We start from the raw sequence: 21,419 nt of genomic DNA on the forward strand, positions 1-21,419 counted from the left end.
TCTCCCCTCCCTCTTCTTCCCTGAGACTTAATCAAAAGAAATGCAGTATGTTAAAATTGTTTTACGCGCACCTTATCGGTGCCCGCTCAAATATTATTTTCGGTAAATAGTCAGAAGGAACCGGTTTCTTATTGCTTTTTTGACTTAATCCTTAAAAATAAAATGCGTTTAATGGCTTTCATTCTTTAATCTGCACGAGAACATAATTTGTATTTCAGTTATGAACTGGAAATCGTCCATCCATCTGACATTCATACTTTCACAAACATTAGGGATTTTTATTCTTGTTGAATTTAATGCAGTTTCTTTATTTTCTTTTGTTACCACGGTTGCCTTTTCATTCATTGCATGGGCAATCACCCAGGGATCCGCCAGTGAGCGTCCTCTTATATTATCCACCAGCAATCTGTGTTTGTGATCAGCTGAATAAATTTTCTGAAGACATTGTGTTACTGACAAAGTAATCTTTACAATAGGAATCTGGCTTTTCTTTAACCACTTAGTCAGATCATCTTCTGTCCGCACAATTTCGTCAAAAACCTGTTCCGGAATAAAAATCCTTTTCTCTTGGCCAAGTTTATCAAGGATTCCCCAGTAGTCAGGACAGAACTTTGGGTTATAATATTTTTGCCATGCCTGTATCAATACGTTTGCATCCAGACAATATTTATTATCACCTGTACTCATTTGAAAAGCTGCGCTTCCAATTTCTGAAATTTTGTAATCCGGACATTTAAAAGGTCGCTTGCTAGTGTCGGATTAATACTTCCTCCTCTAAATGCATCTAGTACAATCTGCGTAAATAATCGGCCGTTTCTATTGCACTGAAGCAGATAATAATTTGGACCGCCATCCTTTGCTTTCTGCTTTGCCTTCCGCTCCGCTTCTTTAACAATATAGCTGTTATATTCAGCTTCCGCCTGTTGTCTTAAGCTCAGAAATTTGTTGTTTGATATTATGTGAAGATTTAACAGTCTTACTAATAAAGCGAAACTGCTGACGCCATATTTTCGTGAACTGGAAGACAGGTCTTTTAAGTCACTAAAATTAGATATATTTTCAGATTGTAATGTTTTTTCCGGCATTAAGGCAGATGCTGCCACCTCATTACAGAAACGTTCAACTGTATGATACGTATCTCCTTTTATTTGATCAAAGTCAATAGCATTAGAAATACCGCTGGCAGCAATCCAAAGATGAGCAAGTTCATGAACCAGGGTAAATAACTGAGCTGTATTCCAGTCCTCAGAGTTTATAAAAATAAACGGCGCAATTCGATCAGCTATTGCAAATCCCTGCAACTCATCTGTATCTATCAGTAATCTGGAATGAATATTGCTGGTACGGGTAATAAATATACCACTCATTTCGGCAGCATTTATCCACTCCTTTAAGGGATACCCGGATACGTATTGTGATGGATTTATTCCCAGAACCTTTAGAATATCAACTGCCACATCCTGGGGACTGTTTTCCAGAGAAAACCGGCCAATAAATGGCAGCGGCTCTTTCTTTTCATTTAAAAACGATTCCCGGACCCAGGCCTGCTTCTGCTGGATTTCACGGATAATAAAAATTACTGAAGTAGACAGATCCTTTGACCCCGGTTTTCTAAAGTCTTCAAGCGGTTTGAAGTCAGTTGGTGCTTCCGGGAGAAAAAATAATGCGAATGGTCTTCTGTAAACTTTTGCGAGTTTTTGTGCCTGCTTAATGGTTGGTTGTCCTAAACCCAATTCCCATTCTCTGATTCTATCAGCACTGACTGAGATTTTTTCTGCAGCAGTCTGCTCGTTCATTTTAGCTGTCTTTCGTGCCCAGCGTAAAACCTCTGGAGTTACAAATGCTTTTTCTGCCATACTATATTTTATTAAATGAGATTTGTCCAGCCGGAAAAGTGTCTTCTCAGCATCAAAAGCTGAAATTTACAGATCATAAAACCACACCACTTTAACTGACTATGCTAAAATACGAGTTTTCTTTAGTCACATCAATAACTGTTTTAATGTTACCCGGATTTTTCCACCATTTATTATAAAAAAAGCCGCGGCGTTTTTAACCGCCGCGGCTTTTATAATTCAGATCTTTACGTTTTTATCTTTTCAGATCAAAGCGGTCAAGATTCATTACTTTGTTCCATGCTGTGGCAAAGTCCTTCACGAACTTTTCTTTACTGTCTGAACTGGCATAGAACTCAGCAAGCGCGCGGAGCTCCGAGTTTGAACCGAACACCAGATCGGTGCGCGATGCTTTCCACATCGGCTTCCCGGTCTTGCGGTCGCGTCCTTCAAACTCTTCCTTTGCTTCATCGGTTGCTGCCCAGGCGGTATTCATATCAAGCAGATTTACAAAGAAATCATTGCTCAGAACACCGGGACGGCTGGTGAAAACACCCTTATCCGAGTTATCAAAAGTTGCTTTAAGCGCGCGCAATCCGCCGACCAGCACTGTCATTTCAGGCGCGGTGAGCTGAAGAAGCTGTGCGCGGTCAACCAGCATATGCTCGGATGGAACTACCGCAGGTGCTTTCAGATAATTGCGGAAACCATCTGCGTATGGCTCAAGATTACCAAATGACGCTGCATCAGTCTGATCCTGCGAAGCATCGGTTCTGCCCGGAGTAAACGGAACGGATATATCATATCCGCCATCTTTCGCGGCTTTCTCAACTGCAGCACATCCGGCAAGAACAATCAGATCAGCAAGAGAAATCTTTTTTCCGTCTTTTGCTGACGCGTTAAACTCTGCCTGAATCTTCTCTAAAGCAGCAAGCACCTTCGAAAGCTGAGCCGGATTATTCACTGCCCAGTTCTTCTGCGGCTCAAGACGGATGCGTGCACCATTAGCGCCGCCCCGTTTGTCTGATCCGCGGAATGTTGATGCTGATGCCCATGCAGTGGTAACCAGTTCGGAAACAGTCAGTCCTGATGCAAGCACCTTTGCTTTGAGTGATGATATATCAGCAGCATCCACAAGTTTATGATCTACTGCCGGTACAGGATCCTGCCAGATTAAATCTTCTGCCGGAACTTCCGGACCAAAGTAACAGGACTTTGGACCCATATCACGGTGAGTAAGCTTAAACCATGCGCGTGCATAAGCATCAGCAAACTCATCCGGATTCTCATAGAAGCGGCGTGAAATCTTCTCGTATATAGGATCAAAACGCAATGAAAGATCGGTAGTGAGCATCATCGGCTTATGTTTTTTTGAAGCATCATGCGCATCCGGTATGGTTGCTTCTGCGTTCTTTGCAACCCACTGCTTTGCGCCTGCGGGACTTGTGGTGAGCTCCCACTCATATTCAAACAGATGCTTAAAGAAATCATGACTCCACTTAGCCGGTGTGCGCGTCCATGCAAGTTCAAGTCCGGATGTGGTGGTGTGGCCTCCTTTGCCGGTACCAAATTTATTCGACCAGCCAAGACCCTGTTCTTCAATATCAGCAGCTTCAGGTTCAGGACCCACTAACGCGGCATCACCCGCGCCGTGTGTTTTACCGAAGGTATGTCCGCCCGCAATAAGCGCGACCGTTTCTTCATCATTCATGGACATCCGCGCGAAAGTATCGCGTATATCATGCGCGGCTGAAACCGGATCGGAGTTTCCGCCCGGACCTTCAGGATTCACATAGATAAGACCCATCTGCACAGCGGCGAGCGGATTTTCAAGATCACGCTTTCCTGTGTAGCGCTTTTCATCACCGAGCCATTTCTGCTCAGCGCCCCAGTATATACTCTCATCCGGCTCCCACATATCCTCACGTCCCGCGCCGAAGCCGAAGGTCTTAAAGCCCATGGATTCCATAGCCACATTACCAGCCAGAATCAGAAGATCAGCCCAGGAAATTTTGTTGCCGTATTTCAGCTTAATGGGGAGCAGCAGACGGCGTGCTTTATCAAGATTGGCATTGTCAGGCCAGCTGTTAAGCGGGGCAAAACGCTGCAGACCGCCCGAAGCGCCGCCGCGTCCGTCACTTGCGCGGTAGGTACCGGCAGCGTGCCAGGTCATGCGGACAAACAGACCTCCGTAATGGCCAAAATCAGCCGGCCACCAGTCCTGTGAGTCAGTCATCAGTTTCACGAGGTCTTTTTTCAGAGCTTCAAAATCAAGCTTCTTAAATTCTTCTATATAATTAAAACCCTTATCCATCGGATTGGAAAGGTTTGAATGCTGTCTGAGGATATTCAGACGGAGCCGGTTAGGCCACCAGTCCTGATTACCTGTGCCCGCGGCACCCATACCGGCATGGTGAACCGGACATTTTCCGCCGCTTTCAGTATTGCTGCTCATAGTTGTTCCTTTAGTTTTTTTTAATGTAACGTTTAAATATAAAGTTTAGCGGGCAAAAAAACGGAGTTGAAATCCGTAAGCCGGGCAGGATGCGGCAAAGATGAAAAACCAGGGGATGAATTCAGAAAAAACTAAAAAATTATCATGCCGTGATAGAAAACTCTCCTGAGGAAACCGGAAATTTGCTCAGGTAAGATGAATAAACTAAAAAGAAACAGTTTTGGAAATTCCATGAAAAGCCCATATTTTATAAGGGTGACTTTCTTAAATGGGGGAGAGCAATGACCCGCCCCCGAAGAAAAATCCAAAAACAAAGGAGCTCAGGAAATGGATAAGCAAAGAAACCAGCTTTGCGGCGGCGGGGTCTCATGACCACACGGGAGATTCACGCCTTATTCTGTATAACAACCCCCATTTTTATCAAATATCAGAGGAAAACCTATGCGCTTTCTCATTAAAACCACCCCAAACCTTGAAATTGTCCCCTTTAACTACCAGCAAAAACTTCTCGGCGTTTTCCATAAATGGCTTGGGGAGGAGAATCCCCATCATGATCAACTAAGTCTTTACTCCGTAGGATGGCTTTGGGGATCAAAATCTCACCGTGAAGGATTTATTTTCCAAGATGGAGCAGACTGGTCAATTTCTGCGTGGGATGAAAAAATTCAGACAAGACTTACCAACGCAATAACATTAGACCAGGAGCTTTTTTGCGGTATGAGAATTAAAGAAATAAAAACCATGAAAACCCCAGAGTTCGGAAACGACTATACATTTAAAACCCTCAGCCCAATATTAGCCCGAATAAAAAGGGAAAATGGCACCACCGAACACTTAACCTATCTCCACGATAATTTTCCTGAAAGATTAAAACAGATTCTCTTAAAAAAAGCAAATCATGCAAAATTGGAATTATCGGATTTTAGCATAATTATTGAGAAAAACTTTAAAGGGAACAGGATTAAGGTAGTTACTCTCAATAAAGTGGGTAATAAAGCCAATTTTGTAAAGGTAAGGATGCAAGGTGATGAAAATGCAATTAAATTTGCCTGGTGTGTGGGTTTGGGTGAATCTACAGGATCATGTTTTGGAGGGTTAAGATGAGCACTAATAAAATTTCATTGGATTTTCTCTTACAGGAGCCAACATTTGATAAAACTCTGGTTCTAAAGATAACACCCCTTACTCCTCTCTCAATGGTGAGCAAGCTGCCCGGAAGTTATTATCACTCCTCACTTGAACCTACGAACCAAATGGTATTTGGAATGATTGAGAATTTATTATCCTTTCATTTTTCACCTGATATCCGAAATCAAATTGAAAAACGACTTAAAAAGGAATTCAAAAAATCATTTAACGCGTTGCCCGAATCGGGTTCAGGTTATAAAAGCATACTTTCGAATCATATAAAAATTGAAAGTATTAATAAGCCGGAAGAAACTACTTCTTTTGAGGATTTATGGAGCCAACAACTCAAGCGCAATGATAAAGGACACTTGAACGGTTCACGCAACTATGATTGGCGCCTGGAGCAAAAACTTGATACACTTGAAGAAAAATTGCAAACACAATATTACCCGTACTATTATATTAGCCCCACCAATAGAGAATATATATTATGCAAAGGCAGTTATTCTATTGCGTTAACAACTAACAAGGAACTTGCTCAGCGCATTAGAGAAGGTCTTTCAAATTTGAATACACCCCTATATCTTGGCTCAAATGATGGGTGGATTGAAGTTATCGCGGAGGTATCTGATGAAAAATTATAGTTTTTTACCAAGATATGGATTGGCATACGCTTGTCACCACTTTAAGAAAACGAACCCTGGTGAATTAACCGCAAAAGATTTATCAGAGGTACTTAATTTAGAACTTAGTTATTTCAGATTGGCAACAAATAATGATCCGCAAATAGAAAGTGAATTAAAGTTTGAATATAAAAATGTTGCAAAAGGAAATGCAGCAAAAGGTCTTTATTTGTCATCTCATGTACTTAGCACTGATAAATCTTCAGAACAAACTCACAAAAGTATCACAAAAATTATATCAGAACTAAAAAATGGTTCACTCGACCAACGAATAAACCTGGATAAATCATTTTCCGTTACTACAAGTAAAATTAATAATGGAAAAAGATCTCAAACCACCCCAACGGGTGAACTTGAAGAAGCTGCCCTGAGTGCAATTGGGGCAATAACGATGCGCAAACCCGCCCGATATGATGCTGTAAGCAATAACTACAGTTCAATAATACCCGACTTGGAACTCAACGACCTTATTCTTTTCATTAAGGTTTTTGAAAATATGCAATCATCAGGTCTTATGGATTCTGCAAAAACTGCAAAAGTGAACGAGAAAAAGCGTGGCTTTAAGCGACCTCAAATCAGTTATGGAAACTTTCCTTTTGCGCCTCTTGATTCAACCTTTGCGGCTATCGGACTACTGGCTGCCCTGGGGCAATGGGCTAAAAACAGCGAAACCTTTTCTGAAGAGGCGATTCAAGTATGTGAACTTTTGGGTAAAGCGCGAATTTACATAGTAAGTTATAGTGGTGTTCACCAAACCCAATTCAGTCATGCAGCGGTTTCTCTTTCAAAAAGTGGTGCTCTCTATAACTTTTTACAAAGTCTTTACAGAGCGGGCTGGCAAGGTCTGCAAAACAAACACGAAAATGACAGAAAGTTGTTTTTCTTGTTTACCGCAAGATTTTTACAGTTTTTTACCCCTCACTACTTTAAGGATTTTTTATCAATCAGAATGGAATACGAAAATGAAATTACCAACTTATTTAAGGAATACTTCACTATGAACGGTATCAAAGAAAGTCATGTGCAATCCGTTTCAACACTTGGGCGATGGATTAACAGAGCAGCATACTTTTATGCTTTGGAAAATTCAGATAACAAGCAAGACTATGACAAGATAAACACACTCAAAGCAAAAACACTTGCCGAGATTGAAAGTACTGTTTTGGCTGCAAAATCAGCCACTGCTTTAATCTCACAAGTAATCACAAGAATCGGGCGACTGAGCTATCAGGATGCTCCGGCTGAAGCAGAATTATTTATAAATGCGGTGATGACAGGTGAGATACCTTTGCAAAACTCAAAAGAATTAATCATGGCTTATTCCCGTATTAAAAACACTTCCAAAACTGAAACTGAAATTAACAACAACCCTTATCCAACTGAAGGAGTCGAAAATGAAGACAATTAAAGGAATCCTTATCTCATCCGTAGTTCCAATGGCAAATCATATTGCTAATGGCGGTGAAAAACTGCTTGGCAATGCCTCGTCAATAAAAAGAAGACCTGATAACAGAGTTTATATTTCTGGGCAGATGCAGCGTCATGTTTTGTTCCGTACAATGGAACTACTTAATTTTGAAGATGGTAACCGGGGCACTACCTATGTATCAAACGGTGACGGCGTAACCAATATGGTAGAACGCGATCTTAGGGCTGATATGGGTGGCTTCCTGCATACATCACTTGGCAGCTACTCCGGAAGAAGAACCGCACCACTTACGGCAACTCCGGCAGTTTCACTTGGCGAAAGTGAAGTAGGGCGGGATCTTCTTATCCGTCTGAAGGTTAAAAAAGATTCCGGTGCTGATCAGGCATTAGCCACTAAGGAGTATTCACAGGCAGACGACATGTTAATGAATTTCCATCTTGATCTTATTAATCTGAGCATCTCCAAAAAGTTTGAATATGCAGGTGAAAAAGACGGAATGCATATAGAAACAAAATATGTTAAACATTGTAGTGAAGAAGAACGACTGCGACGCGTAAAATTGTTCATTAACTCAACTCGCTATATGCTTCATTATGCAAATCAGGCACGAAATGCCGTTCAGGGTGAACCGCAGAAAGTGCTTATCGTACTTGATACTTTATTAAGCAGAAAAGCAATCAGATTCTTTGAAGCTGAAGAACAAGAAAAGCAAAACATATTGGCAGAATTAACCGACCGAGGTGCATTATGGTTTCTTGGTGATGATACAGGCAAGACTCCTGATGCTTCCAGTGTGCTAACTGCATATACAGAAGCACTTAAATTTTTAACGAGCTCTGAATGTCAGATCTTTGATATAACCACTGGTGCTGCACCCGTAGCGTTTGCGGAGGCGTTTAAAGAATAAGATATGTATCTGGCAAAACCAACAGGCATAACTCTTAAAGAGCATACCGCTCATGTAATGGAGGAGGCGGAGTATATTCTCTCCGCCTGCCCATTCTATGAAGAAAAGTATTTTGCTTTCACTGGCGTCCCACTGAGAGAGATGTTGTTTAATGCGGTTAAATATCATGATGCAGGCAAAATGCATGACAAATGGCAGAAGGCCTGTCAGCAAGATTATTTGCTGTTTAAACAATCTGGAGTTGATAAAGCTGTAAACCTGATGAAGGCAAATCTTCGGCATGAGTTTGCATCAATTGACTATTGTAGAATTAAAAATATTTCATTAAGCGATGAAGTTACAGTTGCAATTGCTGCTCACCACCGTAAACTCAGCAGGTATTATCAAAGTAGGCTGGAACGAGAAGGTTGGACTGATATTTTTAATCAAATACTCCGGTTGAATAACCGTGAGTTAAGCAGAAATGATAATATTTTTAATGATATCATCAAGAAAAAATTTCGTTTTTCAGCAGTTCGTGCATTGCTGCAGCTCGCAGATCACCGCGCCAGTGCTAAAGAGGGGGGTATTAATGTTCTGCCGTTAACCAAATTTTCCTACAAATTCCCTCATCCCGAGATGAATCAGGTGCAGAAACTGGCTTTAGAAGGCGCCTCTCAGCTATTGACTCTGCTAAGAGCACCCACAGGTGCAGGAAAAACCGATGCAGCATTTTTATGGGGAAGCAAATTAATTGAGAATAAACTTGCTGACAGAGTGGTGATAGCCCTCCCCACAAGATTCACTGCCAACTCCATGGCAGTGGGCGCAGCGGAAAAACTAAGCAGCACTGGACTTTATCATTCTACCTCTGATATGTTTTTGAATGATAAAAATCTCAGGTCATTATCAAGATTACTAATGACCCCGGTTACTATTACAACTATAGATCATTTGCTGATAGCTCTTACAGGTACTGAGGAAGATCATCATACAATTTTTTACAATCTTGCAAATGCGGCATTAGTTATTGACGAGGCAGATTTTTATGATTCATTTACTCAGGCAAATATTCTAACTCTCTTGCAGGCACTTTCCGTGCTCAAAGTTCCGGTATTGGTAATGAGTGCGACACTGCCCGAGGTATCACAAAAATTTTATCAGGTGGAAGGGAACCAGCTCCCTCAGATTCTTAATGATTCATTTGATGAATCAAGAATTAAGTGCACCATCAGTAAAATTGAAGAGGAAGAAGCAATCACTTATGCACTTAATCAAATAAAGTCCAGTGGTAAAAAAATAATTTTTTTCGCTAATACCATTGACCGGGCTCTTAATTACTATAAAGCAATAGAGGAGCAAGGATTTAATGCCATATTATATCACAGCAGATTCACAGAACCCGACAAGAAAGAAAAAGAGTCACTCCTTTTGAATGCATTTGGACCTGAGAGCAAAGCCGATGCAGTCAGAATTGCAATACTTACCCAAATAGGTGAAATGAGTGTAAATATCAGCAGTGACATAATGTTTTCAGATATCTGTCCGGGTGATAGAATGGTTCAAAGAATTGGCAGACTAAAGAGATTTAGTAAAGAACCAGGTGAACTTTTTTATATTGAACCTAAAGATAAAAATGGTGAGTTTTATCCAGCGCCTTATGGCGAGTTTAACAGAGCCAGCAAAGCATGGATACCAGCATTAGCCCTGCAAAAAACCCTGACACTAATAGAGCAGAGGTCATATACCTTTAAACAGCTTCTGGAATTAGTGAATAGAATTTATTCTGAACTGCCTGATTGTGATGCAACTGCTCTTGCCAATAAAAATTTATACTATTCACTAATCTGTAATAATAATATTGTGTTGCCGGCAGCGGATGCTGACGAAGACAACGCAACTGCCGGTGACTGGAAGAGCCGTCAAGGTATTGACCAGGTTAAAGTTTTTATTAATCTTAATGGTCAATTTGAGTTTGCAAACCGTTATGATTTTTATCAATTTGAATTTGAAAACACCGTGCAGATTCCTATTTACTTAAAACACAAGCTCATAAAAGACAATCTATTGGGAAAAGAAAAGGTAATCATTCGCTCTGATGAACAGGAGATAAATATACTTACTGCCCGCTTTCAGGATTATTCATTTGAAAAGGGATTTATGCCTTCAGCAGATAACGATACATTCCTCTAAATAACATCCTTATGACCGGCACATACATTCATTATTACTATCTCTGTAAAAGGAAGCTCTGGCTGTTTGCCAAGACCATTGATATGGAGCATAACTCTGATCTTGTGCACTCAGGTAAATTTATTTCCGAAAGCACCTACACAAGGGCAGAACATGAACTTAGGATTGGAGATATCACGCTGGATTTTTTTGACAGAAAAACGCGCACTATCCATGAAATAAAAAGAACCGATGCCCTTGATGAAGTGCACACCTGGCAGGTTAAGTTTTATATTTTTTATCTTGAAGCAAATGGCGTTGACGGCGTAACCGGCATAATTGACTACCCCAAACTCAGGAAAAAGATCAAAGTGCAGCTTTACCCCGATGACCGCGAGGAGTTGCAAAAAACAATTGAAGATATTAAGAAGCTCTTAGCCCTGCCCACTCCCCCGCCCGTGATTGACAAGCCATTTTGCTCTAAGTGCGCCTATTTTGATTTGTGTTACAGTTAAGCCTGATATGAAAAGACACTACTATATATTTTCAAACGGAAAACTAATACGCCGCCAGAACACTCTTTACTTTGAAGAATCTAAGGAACAGGAGTTGCGTGAGGAGACCGAGGAAAGCCCTGATACAGATTTGCTTGAGGTTGAAGATACTCAGGCAGAGGAATCTGAGGAAAGCCAGGAGCCAAAGAGGGTTCAGCGAAAACCAATTCCCGTTGAGGATATTGAATCGCTCTACTGCTTTAGTGAGCTTAAGTTTAACACAAAATTCCTGAACTTTATTGCCAAGAACCAGATTACCCTGCACCTGTTTAATTACTATGGCTACTATAGCGGAAGTTTTTACCCAAGGGAGCCCTTTGTTTCAGGACGGCTTCTGGTAGAGCAGGTGAGCTGCTACCGTGACCCTGAAAAACGCCTTGCCCTTGCCAGAAAATTTGTTTCAGGTGCGGCTGATAACATGCTAAAAAATCTGCAATACTATAACGCCCGCCAGAGAGATATGGAACCCTTCATTCAGGCAATAAAGAAGTATATGACCGGGATTGACCAAAGCCGTGATATCCCCTCGCTGATGGGCATTGAGGGAAATATCCGCTCTACCTACTATGAATCATGGCATCTGATAATCACTGAAGCCATTGATTTTAAGAAACGCGAAAAGCACCCGCCAACTAATCCGGTTAATGCCCTCATCTCATTCGGCAATTCATTAGTTTATACAACAGTATTAAGTGAGATTTATAAAACCCAGCTTAACCCCCTTATCAGTTTTCTGCATGAGCCGGGCGAAAGGCGCTTTTCACTTTCGCTTGATATTGCTGAAATTTTTAAGCCGCTGCTTGCTGACCGGGTCATCTTTACCCTGCTGAACAAAAAAATGCTTGGGGGAAAGGATTTTGAAAAAGACCTGGGATACTGTTATCTTAGCGAGCAAGGGAGAAAGATTTTTGTGAAGGAGTTTGATGACAAAATTAAAACCACCATCAAACACCGGAAACTGAACAAGCAGGTAAGCTACCGGCATCTGATACGGCTTGAGTGTTATAAAATTATCAAGCACATCCTGGGTGACAGCCAATATCAGCCATTTACTATCTGGTGGTAGGAGAACAGAGCGATGTACGTAGTGTTGTTTTATGATATTAAGAAAGGCCCAAGAGCACCAAAAGTGTTAAAATATCTGAGGCAAAAACTTATCTGGATACAAAACTCCGTATTTGAGGGAGAGGTTACCGAGGCACAGTTTGAGGAGATCACCGAAACCCTGCACGACATGATAAACACCGAGAAGGACAGCATAATATATTATACATTTGACAGCATGAAATATTCAAAAAGAGAGGTATTAGGAATAGAGAAAAACCCTACTGACTCGTTTATATAGAGAAAAAATCGTCGCACCCCCCTGTTTTTTGCAGTATTAGCCATAGACGACAGGAATGGGTAAAAAAACCGCCAAAACACCCCAAAAAGCGGGTTTTTGGGCGGACTTTAATCGCACCTATATGGAATTGAAATTCGTGTCGGTGATGTCTTAGTTGCTGACGGTAAAAACTTTAATCGCACCTATATGGAATTGAAATCTTCAAATACTTCTTTGATGCTCATGCCTGCAACATGAACTTTAATCGCACCTATATGGAATTGAAATTTAATCAGCTACACCGATAACGGCAAAGCATTTAAAAACTTTAATCGCACCTATATGGAATTGAAATGCAGGAACCTGCACGTCGAGTGCATCATTTGCGGAAACTTTAATCGCACCTATATGGAATTGAAATTTTGTTTTCAGCGAGAGCTTCCGTGAAACAATCGAAACTTTAATCGCACCTATATGGAATTGAAATTCAGTCATTTCAACCTCGTCACCGGGAATGAAAGAGACTTTAATCGCACCTATATGGAATTGAAATCGTTTCTGGTCTCTCTGGCTATGTCTGAGGTCTCAGACTTTAATCGCACCTATATGGAATTGAAATTTCTATAAATCAACAGCAGAATAGCTTCCCAATACACACTTTAATCGCACCTATATGGAATTGAAATTACTCCACGGGCAAATATCATCACCTGGTTGATGTAACTTTAATCGCACCTATATGGAATTGAAATAATGCAGATCTCACTCAGCCGACTGTAAACACGATCGACTTTAATCGCACCTATATGGAATTGAAATGAGTGAACCAATATCGGCATTTACTTTATTGTGTGACTTTAATCGCACCTATATGGAATTGAAATTCTGAAATGCTTTGCTGTTAAAGCTGGTGGAATCTTACTTTAATCGCACCTATATGGAATTGAAATTTTTTATGTTTTGTTTTAAGTTGCCGCATTACTATTACTTTAATCGCACCTATATGGAATTGAAATCTGAAACGGCGAAGCTGCCTGCATCCGGGGTGACGGACTTTAATCGCACCTATATGGAATTGAAATGGAGCCAGTTATATCCAATAAGAACCAATATCGATTGACTTTAATCGCACCTATATGGAATTGAAATTTGAATCTTTTGTTGATTCATCAATGGTTCCCCACTGAACTTTAATCGCACCTATATGGAATTGAAATTGATTTGATAACTATTATTAAAATCCTTTTCCGGCTCTGACTTTAATCGCACCTATATGGAATTGAAATTATTTTTACTCCTGTTCATTTACTCTCTTGTTGAGAGACTTTAATCGCACCTATATGGAATTGAAATTTCTTCCTTTGTTACGTTAAGATAAGGTTGCCCGTACTTTAATCGCACCTATATGGAATTGAAATGGGGATTGACGATGTTCAAAATATCGTCCCTCATCAACTTTAATCGCACCTATATGGAATTGAAATGGATTAACATATAACTCCGCTGGTGAGGTTAAGTTAACTTTAATCGCACCTATATGGAATTGAAATGAGAGACCATCGGAGAGAAGATATCGCTGGCATATATACTTTAATCGCACCTATATGGAATTGAAATACGTGCTAACATTGGACTTATTCATTGGTTTTGTGAACTTTAATCGCACCTATATGGAATTGAAATCGTACATTTCGATTTCGCGCTGGGTGAAGAAGCGTTTACTTTAATCGCACCTATATGGAATTGAAATTCAGAAAGGCAATACTAATGCTACTAATCCTTACATACTTTAATCGCACCTATATGGAATTGAAATGTATGTAAAGTTTTGTTTTCCAATTAAACCAATTCAACTTTAATCGCACCTATATGGAATTGAAATTGTTCATTACGCTTGCATAATCAGCACCGCCGCCGGACTTTAATCGCACCTATATGGAATTGAAATGAGTGTAGAACTGAGAAACTACCATAGAGATAAATCACTTTAATCGCACCTATATGGAATTGAAATGGATTCCGTTAAAGCTATATACGGCAATCCCTGCGAAACTTTAATCGCACCTATATGGAATTGAAATCGGAAAGAAGTCGTAGAGATTATCTCTGAAGCCAGAAACTTTAATCGCACCTATATGGAATTGAAATTGCAAGGAGCAGAGCAGCGGAGAATTTATCTTCACCACTTTAATCGCACCTATATGGAATTGAAATGCACTTGAAGCGCTGAGCTGATCCAGAACAAGCAGAAACTTTAATCGCACCTATATGGAATTGAAATTACCGTAACCGTATCGGTCGTTCCCGTTCCGGGTATAGACTTTAATCGCACCTATATGGAATTGAAATGGTAGATATAACGCTGCAACAGCCGGCAACAAACCTACTTTAATCGCACCTATATGGAATTGAAATCTATATACGCGCATATATTCGATATTTTGGTATTTATACTTTAATCGCACCTATATGGAATTGAAATTTTGTCCGGTACTCTTTGTAGGTGATTTTAATCTCCACTTTAATCGCACCTATATGGAATTGAAATTATATCATCTACGATAAAATCGTATTGATTGTTTATACTTTAATCGCACCTATATGGAATTGAAATGCGGCAATTGTTTGCGTATTATATAGAGTGGTGCTCACTTTAATCGCACCTATATGGAATTGAAATGACGGTCCAGAACCCAGTAGGTTGTAAGTGCCTCCAGACTTTAATCGCACCTATATGGAATTGAAATCAGAGCTTTATGTGATAAGGGAGCCGGAAGGAGAGGACTTTAATCGCACCTATATGGAATTGAAATGAGATTTCCAGCCGTGTCACCCCAGTAAAGCGTTTTAACTTTAATCGCACCTATATGGAATTGAAATTGAGGCATTTGTGCGCGATTTCTGCGGCTTCTTTTAGACTTTAATCGCACCTATATGGAATTGAAATCGACCCGTCCCTTCTTCGTGTCGGTGATGTCTTAGTACTTTAATCGCACCTATATGGAATTGAAATAGGCAAAATTGACAAAATGTCACACTGGATTTCTGCACTTTAATCGCACCTATATGGAATTGAAATAGGGTTTTATGCGTGTGTTATCGACGCCGTGCGGAAACTTTAATCGCACCTATATGGAATTGAAATTTCATTAAAACATGATTTAAGGTAAGGTATATAATTTACTTTAATCGCACCTATATGGAATTGAAATGGGCTTTATAAAAATCGTTATCAGGGGAATAGTGAAACTTTAATCGCACCTATATGGAATTGAAATCGCAAAGTAATTTCTGCAAATTACTGAGCTGATGGACTTTAATCGCACCTATATGGAATTGAAATTTCAAAGGCATCAACATGGATGAGACGCTGCGCGAAACTTTAATCGCACCTATATGGAATTGAAATGTCAAAGGTCATAGATTTTCGATTGCCTTTATGAGTTACTTTAATCGCACCTATATGGAATTGAAATTGAGGAATTACTTAATCATAAAGGATAATATATATGAACTTTAATCGCACCTATATGGAATTGAAATGCATATTTATTAGTTTGCACCTCATCTGCCTTCGGGCTTTAATCGCACCTATATGGAATTGAAATGTCTTCGCAATGCCTTATAACTCAAAGGCAAAGCATACTTTAATCGCACCTATATGGAATTGAAATAAGAGAAAATTACCGATAAAGATGTTGCTGCCTGCGACTTTAATCGCACCTATATGGAATTGAAATAGTTGAAGAAGATATGTTGTCGAAACGAGTCCATCTACTTTAATCGCACCTATATGGAATTGAAATAAATCCCAGACGGAAACATAATAAACCCAGCAACAACTTTAATCGCACCTATATGGAATTGAAATAATCAGTAGTGAACGCTTGCAGAGAGAGAGTAGAGACTTTAATCGCACCTATATGGAATTGAAATTTGCCTGAATAAGTTTTTCAAGCAATGAATTTGCTTACTTTAATCGCACCTATATGGAATTGAAATCTACTAAAGATGCAGCAATATCCTCAAGTCGTGCTTACTTTAATCGCACCTATATGGAATTGAAATAATTCTTACAGCAGAGAAATGGTTATTGAGCCAAAAACTTTAATCGCACCTATATGGAATTGAAATCCAAAAGTGCAAAATTCAGGAGGTTGGAATTGATAAACTTTAATCGCACCTATATGGAATTGAAATGTACAAAGCTCAGAAAAATCCGACTCAGTATGATCCAAACTTTAATCGCACCTATATGGAATTGAAATATCTTGAGGCGAAAATTGATTTACTTGAAGGCAAGGACTTTAATCGCACCTATATGGAATTGAAATTACTGAGCAATTATAAATAATGACGAATCATAAACAACTTTAATCGCACCTATATGGAATTGAAATTGTTATCACCGAGCAGAAGTTTTGCAGAATTGATGCCTTTAATCGCACCTATATGGAATTGAAATGAGTGTAACGAATTGATTCAGGACTTTGAGCAGGTCACTTTAATCGCACCTATATGGAATTGAAATACCTGTGCACTGTATTTTGAGGGTCAATTCGTTCACACTTTAATCGCACCTATATGGAATTGAAATTTATTTGTTGTCTCCATCCGAAACAAAAGGTATTTGTACTTTAATCGCACCTATATGGAATTGAAATCTTCTATTATTGAGGATATTAAAAAAAGACAGAGAAACTTTAATCGCACCTATATGGAATTGAAATGTACATCATCAATTCAACAGATGCGGGAATATATATCACTTTAATCGCACCTATATGGAATTGAAATGGGGGCTTTTGTTGCAATGCGCACCGGGATTACATTAACTTTAATCGCACCTATATGGAATTGAAATTGAATACTACGATGAAACTGGTGCGGCTTCTGCGGAACTTTAATCGCACCTATATGGAATTGAAATGGTTATATCGCTACGCTGCAGAAAATCATCAGCATAACTTTAATCGCACCTATATGGAATTGAAATTTTTTCTTCTGCTGGGATATAACGAATAATATCGCCGAACTTTAATCGCACCTATATGGAATTGAAATCGGAAATGTATGTGAAAGTTGCAAGCGGAACGGATGAACTTTAATCGCACCTATATGGAATTGAAATGTGGGAGTTCGGATATAAAAACACTGGCGGCGGAAACTTTAATCGCACCTATATGGAATTGAAATAGCGCAAAGCCGACGGCTCCGCCTGCCGCTGCCTGACTTTAATCGCACCTATATGGAATTGAAATATCTCTAAAACCATTACCAATGGAAGCTGTATTACCAACTTTAATCGCACCTATATGGAATTGAAATTATGGTATATCCTCAATGCCGTTTGTAGTTCTCCGGACTTTAATCGCACCTATATGGAATTGAAATCCTGAAAGCTTATCAGGATTCAGGCGGAGTTTGGACACTTTAATCGCACCTATATGGAATTGAAATTAAACTTCACCGTTAAGATATTTTTCATAAGTTTTAAACTTTAATCGCACCTATATGGAATTGAAATACGCTTTGCTGAAAAAGTATGAAAATAATCCTGACTACTTTAATCGCACCTATATGGAATTGAAATTCCTGAATAATCTTCACTATTATAAAAATGTTTATCCTTTAATCGCACCTATATGGAATTGAAATAATGCTAAATTCAGCTGAAGGCGTATGCTTGTTTAGTACTTTAATCGCACCTATATGGAATTGAAATTGAGCAGATTAAAGAACGTTATGCGAAATCCGGTGACTTTAATCGCACCTATATGGAATTGAAATCTGGGACGGAGATGATGTTTTCGCACGGGCAGAGGAACTTTAATCGCACCTATATGGAATTGAAATTTCTGTTTTGTTTATGAGTGAATGTTAAATCCTCTTCACTTTAATCGCACCTATATGGAATTGAAATTCATTTGGCAGGTAATTTAGAACCGCCATTTTGATAAACTTTAATCGCACCTATATGGAATTGAAATCCTGCTGAAGTCCGTTATCAAATTTCATTTCGGCATAACTTTAATCGCACCTATATGGAATTGAAATGCATAAGATCTGCATTTCTAAGATTTCCCGCCTTGACTTTAATCGCACCTATATGGAATTGAAATGCTGAATAAACTTTGGTGATTTCCTGTGCGTTGAGGACTTTAATCGCACCTATATGGAATTGAAATGATAGCGGGGATAAATTGGGGATAAAATTTACCGAAACTTTAATCGCACCTATATGGAATTGAAATGTAACCGACTCAATTACCTCCCTCAAAAAAGCATAGACTTTAATCGCACCTATATGGAATTGAAATATTTTTCAACATTGTTTTATAATGCGGCCGGCACTTACTTTAATCGCACCTATATGGAATTGAAATGCTTCTGTTATGCTGTAAATAACTGCATAAACAGAAACTTTAATCGCACCTATATGGAATTGAAATGGATAACTGCTATTACTATGTGGATCGGGTTATCCCAACTTTAATCGCACCTATATGGAATTGAAATTTTGAGGGTTCCACCGGCTGTTTGATAAATTGCAGGACTTTAATCGCACCTATATGGAATTGAAATAGTTCACGGTTAATTTTGTATATATTAGCCGTCATCACTTTAATCGCACCTATATGGAATTGAAATCCCTGAATCTTCCAGTAATTATCAGAAGCCGCGGCAAACTTTAATCGCACCTATATGGAATTGAAATCTATCAAGTCCAGGGAAAGAGTATCTCCCCACTCCCACTTTAATCGCACCTATATGGAATTGAAATATTTTTGGGACAGAGAAATGCTATCAGGTCTTCCGCACTTTAATCGCACCTATATGGAATTGAAATTAAGTCGTCCTTTTTGGTGCTGCGGGCAAAGGAGGGACTTTAATCGCACCTATATGGAATTGAAATTGTAATGCTCAAACAATTCATTTGCTTTACTTTGTGACTTTAATCGCACCTATATGGAATTGAAATAAATACTCCCGCTTGAAGTACAGGTCTATAAACCACCTTTAATCGCACCTATATGGAATTGAAATGTAGGTTCCTTTAAGGATGATTGGGAGAATATCCGTACTTTAATCGCACCTATATGGAATTGAAATGCGGTTTGGTGATCTCTTTACGCTGTTCGTCAAGCTACTTTAATCGCACCTATATGGAATTGAAATGCAAAATAGATCTTACCTTAAGCGGCAATAAGCGCGCTTTAATCGCACCTATATGGAATTGAAATCTATATACACGCCCCCTGAGCTCTGCACCATTGAGCAACTTTAATCGCACCTATATGGAATTGAAATTAATCATGTAGTTGGTTTTTCTCCGCTCCGGGTTACTACTTTAATCGCACCTATATGGAATTGAAATAAGCCCTGCAGAAGCTGCGGCAAGGAGATTGTTTTCCACTTTAATCGCACCTATATGGAATTGAAATGAGCAAATGGATAACTCGGGTTAGACTGCTCAATCTGACTTTAATCGCACCTATATGGAATTGAAATATCGGCTCGCCTCCGAAACGAAGGTATAAAATCCAGACTTTAATCGGACCTATATGGAATTGAAATTTCGGGGAATTATGAAGTTTGAAGTATGAATTATGAACTGATTGGGGGCCCTGTTCTTCAATTATTCATGGTTCATTATACATTGTTCATTATTTTTGTACCTATATGGAATTGAAACTTCGGGGAATTATGAAGTCTGAAGTATGAATTATGTACTGATTGGGGGCCCTGTTCTTCAATTATTCATTGTTCATTATACATTGTTCATTGTTTTCGCACCTATATGGAATTGAAACCTCTAAGAATTATGAGGTTTGAATTATGAAGTATGAATTTGTCCCGCAGTACATTACTAATTGCTAACTACTAATTACTAATTGTTTTCCGCCTTTATGGAATTGAAACCTCTAAGAATTATGAGGTTTGAATTATGAAGTATGAATTTGTCCCGCAGTACATTACTAATTGCTAACTACTAATTACTAATTACTAATTGCCCTGATTCTTCTTAGTTATAAATTATGATTTCCGTAACTTTTCTCCTTCAATCAGGAAAATTATCATGAACAAAAAACAGTGGTACGAAGAGCTTTTTGAAAATTACGCCGCGAAGTATGATCAGGAGATTTTTACGCAGGGGACGTCCGGCGAATGTGATTTTATTGAACAGGAACTGAACTTCAACAAAAACCTGAAGATTATTGATGTCGGCTGCGGTACCGGCCGGCATGCCATTGAGCTGGTAAAAAGAGGGTATCAGGTTACCGGTATTGATCTCTCGGATTCCCAGTTAAAGCGCGCCGGGGAAAAAGCCGCCGCGGCCGGGCTCACCATTGATTTCCGCAGACATGATGCACGGGATCTTCCCTTCAGCGCGGAGTTTGACGCGGCAATCATGCTCTGCGAGGGGGGCTTTCCTCTGATGGAAACCGACGAAATGAATTTTGCCATTCTGCAGAGCGTATCACGCGCGCTTAAAGAAAACGCTCTTCTGATCTTCACCACGCTTAACGGCCTCTTCCCCCTCTTCCACTCCGTAAACCGGTTTCATCAGGATCAGGGCAAGGAAGGCGGGGCTGAGTACCACAGCACAAATTTTGATCTGATGACCTTCCGTGATTATAACATCACAACATTCGAGGATGATGACGGCATCAGGAAAGAACTTCAGTGCAGCGAGCGGTATTACGTTCCGAGTGAGATAACCTGGCTGCTTAAATCGCTCGGGTTTGCCTCAGTGGAAATTTTCGGCGCCAGACTCGGGGCGTTTTCACGCAGTGATACACTCACCACGGAGGATTATGAGATGCTGGTCATCGCCCGGCGGGGTTCTCAGGGCTGAAACCGGTATGGGAGAAAAAAATCCCCGCGGATTTCCTTTCATCCGGCTATATGCTCTTTTATCAATTTTCAGCCGGTTACTCCCTGTTTTATC

General features: G+C 39.7%; 12 protein-coding genes and 1 CRISPR repeat array. Of the genes, 9 read left to right on the forward strand and 3 right to left on the reverse strand.

The annotated features are described in order from the left end of the window. Positions 1 to 168: 168 nt before the first annotated feature. The 3 genes from HRU80_00945 to katG all read right to left on the reverse strand — a co-directional run bounded on the left by HRU80_00945 (position 169) and on the right by katG (position 4,290). Positions 169 to 687 carry a DUF4411 family protein gene (locus tag HRU80_00945; protein QOJ27503.1) on the reverse strand — a complete coding sequence of 173 codons (519 nt, stop codon included), beginning with the start codon at positions 685 to 687 and terminating at the stop codon, positions 169 to 171. Further along, complete coding sequence (locus HRU80_00950; protein QOJ27504.1) at positions 684 to 1,856, reverse strand: ImmA/IrrE family metallo-endopeptidase; 1,173 nt, start codon at positions 1,854 to 1,856, stop codon at positions 684 to 686. The genes HRU80_00945 and HRU80_00950 overlap by 4 nt, the downstream gene beginning before the upstream one ends. 235 nt (positions 1,857 to 2,091) lie before the next feature. Beyond that, positions 2,092 to 4,290 carry a catalase/peroxidase HPI gene (gene katG, locus HRU80_00955; protein ID QOJ27505.1) on the reverse strand — a complete coding sequence of 733 codons (2,199 nt, stop codon included), beginning with the start codon at positions 4,288 to 4,290 and terminating at the stop codon, positions 2,092 to 2,094. A gap of 441 nt (positions 4,291 to 4,731) precedes the next feature. Between katG and cas6 the strand changes: the two genes are divergently transcribed. The 9 genes from cas6 (at position 4,732) to HRU80_01000 (ending at position 21,326) form a co-directional block, all read left to right on the forward strand. Next, complete coding sequence (cas6, locus tag HRU80_00960; GenBank protein ID QOJ27506.1) at positions 4,732 to 5,394, forward strand: CRISPR-associated endoribonuclease Cas6; 663 nt, start codon at positions 4,732 to 4,734, stop codon at positions 5,392 to 5,394. Then, the gene (locus HRU80_00965) at positions 5,391 to 6,062 is read left to right on the forward strand and encodes a hypothetical protein (protein ID QOJ27507.1); all 672 of its coding nucleotides are present in this window, start codon (positions 5,391 to 5,393) and stop codon (positions 6,060 to 6,062) included. The genes cas6 and HRU80_00965 overlap by 4 nt, the downstream gene beginning before the upstream one ends. Beyond that, the gene (locus tag HRU80_00970) at positions 6,049 to 7,509 is read left to right on the forward strand and encodes a hypothetical protein (GenBank protein QOJ27508.1); all 1,461 of its coding nucleotides are present in this window, start codon (positions 6,049 to 6,051) and stop codon (positions 7,507 to 7,509) included. The genes HRU80_00965 and HRU80_00970 overlap by 14 nt, the downstream gene beginning before the upstream one ends. Beyond that, the gene (cas7p, locus tag HRU80_00975; GenBank protein QOJ27509.1) at positions 7,496 to 8,437 is read left to right on the forward strand and encodes a type I-PGING CRISPR-associated protein Cas7/Csp1; all 942 of its coding nucleotides are present in this window, start codon (positions 7,496 to 7,498) and stop codon (positions 8,435 to 8,437) included. Before HRU80_00970 ends, cas7p begins: the two co-directional genes overlap by 14 nt. A gap of 3 nt (positions 8,438 to 8,440) precedes the next feature. Beyond that, positions 8,441 to 10,609, forward strand: a complete 2,169-nt coding sequence (gene cas3, locus HRU80_00980) for a CRISPR-associated helicase Cas3' (protein ID QOJ27510.1) — start codon at positions 8,441 to 8,443, stop codon at positions 10,607 to 10,609. Positions 10,610 to 10,620: 11 nt separating this feature from the next. Next, complete coding sequence (gene cas4 / locus HRU80_00985) at positions 10,621 to 11,103, forward strand: CRISPR-associated protein Cas4 (protein ID QOJ27511.1); 483 nt, start codon at positions 10,621 to 10,623, stop codon at positions 11,101 to 11,103. Positions 11,104 to 11,110: 7 nt separating this feature from the next. Further along, positions 11,111 to 12,208, forward strand: coding sequence for a type I-B CRISPR-associated endonuclease Cas1 (gene cas1b, locus HRU80_00990; protein ID QOJ27512.1), 1,098 nt, complete (start codon positions 11,111 to 11,113; stop codon positions 12,206 to 12,208). Between the two features lie 12 nt (positions 12,209 to 12,220). Then, positions 12,221 to 12,487 carry a CRISPR-associated endonuclease Cas2 gene (cas2, locus tag HRU80_00995; GenBank protein QOJ27513.1) on the forward strand — a complete coding sequence of 89 codons (267 nt, stop codon included), beginning with the start codon at positions 12,221 to 12,223 and terminating at the stop codon, positions 12,485 to 12,487. Positions 12,488 to 12,591: 104 nt separating this feature from the next. Further along, a CRISPR array of direct repeats spans positions 12,592 to 20,044; the repeat unit is 30 nt; unit sequence ACTTTAATCGCACCTATATGGAATTGAAAT. Between the two features lie 502 nt (positions 20,045 to 20,546). Continuing rightward, the gene (locus HRU80_01000; GenBank protein ID QOJ27514.1) at positions 20,547 to 21,326 is read left to right on the forward strand and encodes a class I SAM-dependent methyltransferase; all 780 of its coding nucleotides are present in this window, start codon (positions 20,547 to 20,549) and stop codon (positions 21,324 to 21,326) included. Positions 21,327 to 21,419: the final 93 nt, after the last annotated feature.

The sequence above is a fragment of the Ignavibacteriales bacterium genome (assembly GCA_015709675.1).
Taxonomy (GTDB): Bacteria; Bacteroidota; Ignavibacteria; order Ignavibacteriales; family Ignavibacteriaceae; genus H2-BAC3.